9 protein-coding genes are annotated in these 8,106 nt (G+C 68.4%); 4 read left to right on the top strand and 5 right to left on the bottom strand.

The genetic code is table 11. The annotated features are described in order from the left end of the window. Window positions 1-96: 96 nt before the first annotated feature. Together ASE78_RS15465 and ASE78_RS15460 are read right to left on the bottom strand one after the other, a co-directional pair. Window positions 97-369, bottom strand: a complete 273-nt coding sequence (locus ASE78_RS15465; protein ID WP_055762256.1) for a hypothetical protein — start codon at window positions 367-369, stop codon at window positions 97-99. 85 nt (window positions 370-454) lie between these two features. Continuing rightward, the gene (locus tag ASE78_RS15460) at window positions 455-814 is read right to left on the bottom strand and encodes a hypothetical protein (RefSeq protein ID WP_055762253.1); all 360 of its coding nucleotides are present in this window, start codon (window positions 812-814) and stop codon (window positions 455-457) included. A gap of 268 nt (window positions 815-1,082) precedes the next feature. Between ASE78_RS15460 and glpX the strand changes: the two genes are divergently transcribed. The 4 genes from glpX to ribA all read left to right on the top strand — a co-directional run bounded on the left by glpX (window position 1,083) and on the right by ribA (window position 4,981). Further along, window positions 1,083-2,042 carry a class II fructose-bisphosphatase gene (gene glpX, locus ASE78_RS15455; RefSeq protein WP_056498317.1) on the top strand — a complete coding sequence of 320 codons (960 nt, stop codon included), beginning with the start codon at window positions 1,083-1,085 and terminating at the stop codon, window positions 2,040-2,042. Between the two features lie 104 nt (window positions 2,043-2,146). Then, window positions 2,147-2,767: a LolA family protein gene (locus ASE78_RS15450; RefSeq protein ID WP_056498315.1), complete on the top strand. Its 621-nt coding sequence runs from the start codon at window positions 2,147-2,149 to the stop codon at window positions 2,765-2,767. Window positions 2,768-3,128: 361 nt separating this feature from the next. Then, window positions 3,129-3,923: an exodeoxyribonuclease III gene (locus ASE78_RS15445; protein ID WP_056498313.1), complete on the top strand. Its 795-nt coding sequence runs from the start codon at window positions 3,129-3,131 to the stop codon at window positions 3,921-3,923. After that, window positions 3,920-4,981, top strand: a complete 1,062-nt coding sequence (gene ribA, locus ASE78_RS15440; protein WP_056498311.1) for a GTP cyclohydrolase II — start codon at window positions 3,920-3,922, stop codon at window positions 4,979-4,981. Before ASE78_RS15445 ends, ribA begins: the two co-directional genes overlap by 4 nt. An 82-nt stretch (window positions 4,982-5,063) precedes the next feature. Here ribA and ASE78_RS15435 read toward each other — a convergent pair whose 3' ends face one another. The 3 genes from ASE78_RS15435 to ASE78_RS15425 all read right to left on the bottom strand — a co-directional run. Continuing rightward, window positions 5,064-5,987 carry a phytoene/squalene synthase family protein gene (locus ASE78_RS15435; protein WP_056498309.1) on the bottom strand — a complete coding sequence of 308 codons (924 nt, stop codon included), beginning with the start codon at window positions 5,985-5,987 and terminating at the stop codon, window positions 5,064-5,066. Next, complete coding sequence (locus ASE78_RS15430) at window positions 5,987-6,568, bottom strand: TIGR00730 family Rossman fold protein (RefSeq protein ID WP_056498307.1); 582 nt, start codon at window positions 6,566-6,568, stop codon at window positions 5,987-5,989. Before ASE78_RS15430 ends, ASE78_RS15435 begins: the two co-directional genes overlap by 1 nt. A 153-nt stretch (window positions 6,569-6,721) precedes the next feature. Then, window positions 6,722-8,106, bottom strand: a 1,385-nt coding sequence (locus ASE78_RS15425; protein WP_056499156.1) for a phytoene desaturase, incomplete at its 5' end; no start/stop codon positions are given.

The following is an 8,106-nucleotide window of genomic DNA, read 5'->3' as shown; positions in this document are numbered from 1 at the left end:
CCCACCCGGCCACCCACAGCGTATTCTGAATGGGTGGCCGGGTGGGGGAGCGGGCCGGTACCGCAAAACGCGCTTCTGCGCGTTTTCAAACCACTCCTATTCCTTCGGCGCGGTCGACAGGATCGTGCGTGGCTTGCGGGTACAGACTTTCGGGCCGACCAGTCCGCATTCGCGGCCGTCCTGACTCAGTCCGTCGGCCTTGCGGTCGAACACGCGGTCGTCGTCGATCGGCAGGCGATAGCGCGCCGCGCCCTTGCGACAGGCCAGCGCGCCGGGCGTGGCGGCGCAATCGACCGGGTCCTCGATCCCGAGCGTGGGGGCGGCCGGCGCGGCCTGTAGCAGCAGCGCGAGCAGGAGCAGCGACGGCATCGGCGGAAATCCCTTTGGCATCCGGTGGTGATACCGACCGGATTTCAGGAGCCTAGGCCGATCCGTCCGCCAACACCACCGGCGATTATCTGGCGAGCGGGCGCGGCGTGCCGGGCTTCACCCCGCCGCGCGTACTGGCGCTGACGCCGACCGAGCCGCAGCCTTGCAGGAACGCGCCGACCCCGCAGGGCAGTTGCGGCACCGCCAGCAACCGCTCGCGCTCGCCCAGCGCATCGACCGCCCTGGGATCGCCCGGCGCGGGCGCGGTGACGAGCGGCACACGGTAGCGATCGGCGTTGCGCGCGGCACACACCACGATCTCGTCGGGGGCAGCCCCTTCGCGGCACGGCGTGTCGATGCGAGTCGCGGCGCGGGCGCGCGCCATCGCCGCCGCCACGCTCGTCTCGTCGGCCAGCATCGCCAGCCACAGTGCCACCGCCGCCATCGATTCGCTCCTCCGCCCGCCGCTATCTGATAGCCTGCTTGAAAATTCGCGGAAAAGCGAATTTCAAGGCGGTGCCGGCCCGCTCCCCCACCCGGCCACCCACTTGAGTATCCTGATGGGTGGCCGAGTGGAGGAGCGGGCCGGCGCCGCGCAATGCGTGTCGACGCATTTCCGGACAGACTTCGAACAGCATCGCGCGACGCGGCTTGCCCGGCAAGAGCAGGTCGCCTATCGGGTGTTTAAACCGTTTAACGGGGAGGATACCTGAATGAATCCTGTGAGCAGCACTCTCGACCGCGTACTCGTTCTGGAAATGGTGCGAGTCACCGAAGCGGCGGCGATCGCCGCGTCGACGCTGGTCGGGCGCGGCGACGAGAAGGCGGCCGATGCCGCCGCCGTCGAGGCGATGCGCGCCGCGCTCAACGAACTCTACATGGACGGCACCGTCGTGATCGGCGAGGGCGAGCGCGACGAGGCACCGATGCTGTTCATCGGCGAGAAGGTCGGCATCGGCAAGGGGCCGGAGATCGACATCGCGCTCGATCCGCTGGAAGGCACCACCATCTGCGCCACTGCCGGGCCGAACAGCCTTGCCGTGCTGGCGATCGCCGAGAAGGGCGGGCTGCTGAACGCGCCGGACGTGTATATGGACAAGATCGCCTGCGGGCCGGGCTATCCCGAGGGCATCATCGATCTCGACCGGTCGCCGACGCAGAATGTGACGGCGGTGGCGGCGGCCAAGGGCGTCGACCCGCACGACATCATCGTGTGCGTGCTCGATCGTCCGCGCCACGAGGCGATGATCGCCGAGCTGCGCGCGGTGGGCTGCGGCGTGATGCTGATCGGCGACGGCGACGTGGCCGGGGTGATCGCGACCACCAACCCCGACACCACCATCGACCTGTACATGGGCCAGGGCGGCGCGCCCGAGGGCGTACTGGCGGCTGCCGCGCTGCGCTGCGTCGGCGGGCAGTTCAAGGGCCGGTTGCTGTTCCGCAACGACGACGAGCGTGCGCGCGCGGCGAAGTGGGGCGTGACCGACCTCGACAAACAATATGACCTGACCGAGCTTGCGCGCGGCGACTGCATCTTCGCCGCGACCGGCGTGACCGACGGCTCGCTGCTCGACGGGGTCAAGCGGATGCCGGGCAAGATGACCACCGAAAGCGTCGTGATGCGCGCCAGCTCGGGCACGGTACGCTGGGTGAAGGGCGAACACCGGCTGTAAGGTAGCGCGACATCCTCCCCTCCCTTGTCAGGGAGGGGAGACAGGGACAACGCAACCGGTCGGGTTCACGCCGCGTTCAATGCGCCGCCGCCAACAGGGTGGTCATGATCTGGAGACGCCCCATTCGCCCGCTCGCGCTTGCCGTTGCCCTTGCCGCTCCCGCCCTGCTTCACGCGCAGGCGCCACAGAACGACCTCGCCTCGGTCCAGCGGCACCTCTCCGCCGTCGAGACGATGACCGCGAACTTCACCCAGACCGATCGCAACGGCCGCGTCCTGTCGGGTGTGCTGACGCTCAAGAAGCCGGGCAAGATCCGCTTCCAATATGAGAAGGGCGTGCCGATCCTGCTCGTGTCGGATGGCAAGTCGCTCTATTTCCTCGACTATCAGGTCGGACAGAAGCAGCGCTGGCCGATCGGCAACTCGCCGCTCGGCATCCTGCTCAATCCGGCGCGCGATGCGTCCAAATTCGCCCGCGTCGTGCCGTCGAGCGATCCGCGCGTCGTGAGCGTCGAAGCCTACGACCCCAAGCGTCCCGAATATGGCCGCATCACGATGATCTTCGGGCGGCAGGCGTCCGCGCCGGCCGGGCTGATGCTGCAAGGCTGGGTCGCGCTCGATGCGCAGGCGAATCGCACGACGGTGCGGCTGACGGGCCAGCGGTTCAATGCGCCGGTGGCCGATTCGGCGTTCCGCTTCAACGAACCGTCGCGCGGGCGGCGGTAGGGCAACACTTCTCCCCTCCCTGACAAGGGAGGGGTCGGGGGTGGGTTGGTTTGGGGCGGGTGCTGGCGTTCCCTCGCTGGCCTACCCACCCCCGGACCCTCCCTTGTCAGGTAGGGGAGAATGTCCGCCGAACGCCATCTTTTTACAACGAATACGCATGACGTTCATCAAAGCGACAGGTTTCTCCCGCTAGGACCGGTCTTGCGGTGTTGGGGCGCGTCCGGGATTTTTCCCCCTGTTGCCCGGGTCCTCGACGCCCGCCTGCGTGATGAACGCACGGTCGGCCCTCGTTCCATGCCCCCGGAGCGAGGGCCTTTCCATGTCTGGCGCGCCGCGATGCGCCGCGATACAGGCATCGCCCATGGACACGCTTTCCGTCGCTTCGTGGAACATCAATTCGATCCGCTTCCGCATGGACATCGTCGAACGCTTCCTGCGCGAAGCGCGGCCCGACGTGCTGTGCCTTCAGGAAACGAAGGTCGTGAACCAGGACTTCCCGTTCGACCCGCTGCGCCGCCTTGGCTACACCCATATCGCGATCAACGGGCAGCGGATGCACCACGGCGTCGCGGTCCTCTCGAAATTGCCGTTGGCTGAGGACGACCGGCTCGACTGGCAGGCGAATGGCGAGGCGCGGCATATCGGCGTGGCGCTGGCCAATGGCCTCAGGATCGAGAACGTCTATATCCCGGCGGGCGGCGACGTGCCCGACCGCGACGTGAACCCGAAGTTCGGGCAGAAGCTCGACTTCCTCGACCGCATGATCGACTGGTCGAGGGGGCTGGGCGACACGCCCGTCCTGCTGACCGGTGATTTCAACGTGGCCCCGCTGGAGAGCGACGTGTGGAGCCACAAGGCGCTGCTCGACGTGGTCAGCCATACCCCCATCGAGGTCGAGACGCTGGCGCGGTTGCAGGCGGCGAACGACTGGGTCGACCTCGGCCGGCATTTCCACCCCGCGCCGGCACGGCTCCATACATGGTGGAGCTACCGCGCGAAGGACTGGGCGGCGTCGGATCGCGGGCGGCGGCTCGACCATATGTGGGCCAGCCCCGCGCTGGCACCCAAGGCGGTCGCGCACCGCGTCCATGAGGATTGCCGAAGCTGGCTGAAACCCAGCGACCACGTACCGATCGTCACCGAGTTCGCGCTTTGAGCGAGCCGCGCGACGTCGCCCGCGCGATCGACGCGCTGCGGCGCGGCTGGCCGATCGCGATTGCCGCGCCGGGCGAACCGACGTTGACGCTGCTGCCGATCGAGACCGCCGATCCGCTGCGCCTTGCCGGCTTCGATCCCGATCGCTCGGCGCATGTCCTGCTGTCGTTCGGGCGGGCCGAGACGCTCAAGATCGTCAACCAGCGCGCGGCGGCCGAACCCGACCAGCCGGTGGCGATCCGGCGCGAGGCATGGACCGATTTCGCCGCGCTGACCGCGCTGGCCGATCCACAGCTCGATCTGGCGACGCCGATGAAGGGGCCGTTCCGGGGGATCGCTTCGCCGGCACCGGTGGCGGCGGCCGCCGCGCTACGCCTCGCGCGGGTCGCGGGACTGCTCCCGGCGTTCGTCGCGGGCGGCGAAGGCGCGGAAGTGACGATCACCCCGGCGGCGATCGACGCGCACGAACATGCCGACCGCCTCGCCATCGTCGCCCGCGCGCGGTTGCCAGTCGCGGGAGCCGAGAACAGCGAGATCGTGGCGTTCCGCACCCCCGATGCGGCGGGCGAGCATGTCGCGCTGCTGATCGGCCAGCCGGACGGAACACCGCCGCTGGTGCGGCTGCACAGCGAATGCCTGACCGGCGACGTGCTGGGCAGCCTGAAGTGCGATTGCGGGCCGCAGTTGCATGCCGCGATCCATGCCATCGCCGATGCCGGCTGGGGCATCCTCCTCTATCTGCGGCAGGAGGGGCGCGGGATCGGGCTGGTCAACAAGCTGCGCGCCTATGCCTTGCAGGATCAGGGGTTCGACACGGTCGACGCCAACACGCGGCTGGGCTTCGCGATCGACGCGCGCGATTTCGGCGTGGCGGGGCGGATGCTGTCGCTGATGGGGCAGAACCGCATCCGCTTGCTGACCAACAATCCGGCGAAGGTCGCCGGGCTGGAGGCGACAGGCATCACCGTTATCGAGCGGGTGGCGCATCATCTGCCGGCCAATCCGCATAACGAACGCTATCTCGCGACCAAGCGCGACCGGACCGGGCATCAGTTGTAGGCGGCCGGCGCCCTTCGCAACCGGCTCCCCTCCCTGTCAGGGAGGGGAGGTGTTACGAACCGCTGTATTGCGCTGGCCGCAGTCAGCGCGGCCGGGTCCACAGCACGGGATCGCGCGGGGTGTCCCTTGCCGGGCGCCAGCGCGCGGCGACATAGGCTCTGGCGATCGCCACCAGCTTCTCGCCCTTCGACGTGGTCTGGCGTTGGTCCCATGCGCGGGGGCCGGCGACGGCGACCTTGCGCGCGATGCCGCCATAGATGTCGGCCGCCGCCAGCACCGCCCAGCCCGAGCGCAGCGGCAGCCGCGCCGCGCCGACGCGCGCGCTGTCCTCGTGAAGCGCCGCGCGTGTCGCCATCCGCCGGGCGAGGACCGCCAGTTTCGCGCGGTCGGCCAGCGGGTCGGCCGGATCGATGCCCAGTTCGTCCAGCCAGTCGGCGGGCAGGTAGCAGCGCCCCGCCCCGGCATCCTCGGCGATGTCGCGCGCGATGTTGGCGAGCTGGAACGCCAGCCCGAGGTCGCACGCGCGGTCGAGCGTGTCGTGCTGGTCGGCGGGGACGCCCATCACCACCGCCATCAGCCCGCCGACCGCGCCGGCGACATGATAGCAATATTGGTAGAGATCGGCCTCGCTGACCGGCCGCCACTCGTCGGCGTCGAGCTGAAACCCGTCGATCACGTCATGGATGATCGCCTCGGGCAGTCCGACCTCGGCGGCGACGACGCCCAGTGCGTCGAACGCCGGATCACCGGTCGCCTGCCCGGCAAGCGCCTGCGCGGTGCGCGCACGGATCAGGTCGATCCGCGCCTGCGCGTCGCCCACCCGCTGCATGCCGTGGCCCAGATCCTGCCCGTCGGCGAGGTCGTCGCATGCGCGGCACCACGCATAGAGCAGCCATGCGCGTTCGCGGGTTTGCGGGTCGAACAGCTTGCTCGCCGCCGCAAAGCTCTTCGAGCCGCGCGCGATGGTGTCGCGGGCATGCGCGACCAGCGCGGGCCGATCGAGCATCAAAGGTCGGTGGCGGCCATGGTGATGATCGCCCGCACCGGGGTATGCGCCGCCATCCGGTCGAGCAGCACGTCGAGCGTATCGGCGACGATCAATATGTCGCGGTGCATCGGGCGCATGAACCCGACCTCGGCCATCTTCGCGACGAAGGCGATCAGATGGTCGTAGAAGCCGGCGACGTTGAGCAGCCCGACCGGCTTGGCATGATAGCCAAGCTGCGCCCAGCTCATCGCCTCCCACAATTCGTCCATCGTGCCGGTGCCGCCGGGGATGGTGACGAAGCCGTCGGCGAGATCGGTGAACGCCTGCTTGCGCTGGTGCATCGTCTCGACGACGTGGAGTTCGCTGAGGCCGCGGTGCGCGGCTTCGGCCTTGACCAGCGCGGTCGGGATCACGCCGATCACCTCGCCACCCGCCTCGATCGCGCCATCGGCGACCGCGCCCATCAACCCGAGTCGCCCGCCGCCATAGACGACGCCGATGCCCCGTTCGGCGAGCGCGCGACCGACGGCGCGGGCGGAATCGATATAGACGGGATCGGCCGGGGTCGCCGACCCGCAATATACGGCAAGACGCTTCATGGGAGGGGCGCTACGCCAAGTGGGGAGCGTGGGCAAGGTGCCGATATAGCCCCTCCCTGACAGGGAGGGGTTGGGGTNGGTCCAGGAGGGAGCGGTCCGCCCGCCCCGAACCTACCCACCCCCGACCCCTCCCTTGTCAGGGAGGGGAGCAGTTTACCCCTCGTCGCCCAGCATCAGCCCGGCGGTCGCCTTGGCGCTACCGACGACGCCGGGGATGCCCGCGCCCGGATGGGTGCCGGCACCCACGACGTACAGGTTCGAAATGTCGTCGTCGCGGTTGTGCGCGCGGAAATAGGCGCTCTGCGTCAGGATCGGTTCGAGCGAGAAGGCCGATCCCTGATGGGCGTTGAGGTCGCGGGTGAAGTCGCTCGGCATATAGCTGAACTTCGTCACGATCCGCTCGTGGATGTCGGGGATCAGCCGGCGGCCGACCTCGTCGAGGATGCGCTTTTCGAGGATCGGGCCGATCTCGTCCCAGTTGACCGGGAACTTGCCGGTGTGCGGCACCGGGCACAGCGCATAGAAGGTCGAATGCCCCTCGGGCGCCATCGACGGATCGGTGACGGTCGGGTGGTGGAGATAGAGCGAGAAATCTTCCGACAGCACGCCGTGGTCGTAGATGTCGGCGAGCAGCCCCTTATAGCGCGGGCCGAACAGGATCATGTGGTGCGGGATGCCCGGCCACGTTCCCTTGACGCCAAAATGCACGACGAACAGCGACGGCGAGAAGCGCTTCTTCTCGAGGCGTTGCGTCGTGCGCTTCGCGCTGCGCGATCCCGACAACAGGTCGCGGTAGCTGTGGACCAGATCGGCGTTGGTCGCGACCATGTCGGCACCGACCACCACGCCGCCCTGAGTCGTGACGCCGGTCGCGCGGTCGCCGAGCGTGTCGATGCTCTTGACCGGATCACCGAGCATCATCGTGCCGCCCAGCTTTTCGAACAGGCGCACCATGCCGGCGACGAGGCGGTTGGTGCCGCCCATCGCGAACCACACGCCGCCGTCACGCTCCAGCTTGTGGATCAGCGCATAGATGCTGCTGGTCTTCATCGGATCGCCGCCGACGAGCAGGGTGTGGAACGACAGCGCCTGGCGCAGCTTCTCGTTCTTCACGAACGACGACACGATCGAATAGACCGATCGCCACGCCTGATATTTCATCAGCGCGGGCGCGGCCTTTATCATCGAGGCGAAGTCGAGGAAGGGGACGTGGCCGAGCTTCACATAGCCTTCCTCGTACACGCCCGCCGAATAATCGAGGAACCGGGCATAGCCCGCAATATCGTCGGGGTTCAGCTTGGCGATCTCGGAGCGCAGCAGCGTGTCGTCGTTGGTATAGTCGAAATTGGTGCCGTCGGGCCAGTTCAGCCGGTAGAAGGGCGAGACGTTGCGCAGCGTCACATCCTCGGCCATGTCGCGCCCGGTCAGGCCCCACAGCTCCTGCAACGCCTCGGGCGCGGTGATGACGGTGGGGCCGGCGTCGAAGACGAAGCCGTCGCGCTCCCAGTAATAGGCGCGGCCGCCCGGCTTGTCGCGCC

The organism is Sphingomonas sp. Leaf25 (assembly GCF_001421635.1).
Taxonomy (GTDB): Bacteria; Pseudomonadota; Alphaproteobacteria; order Sphingomonadales; family Sphingomonadaceae; genus Sphingomonas.
Note: the sequence above shows the minus strand (reverse complement) of the source record. Positions and strands in the feature narration are given on the sequence as shown.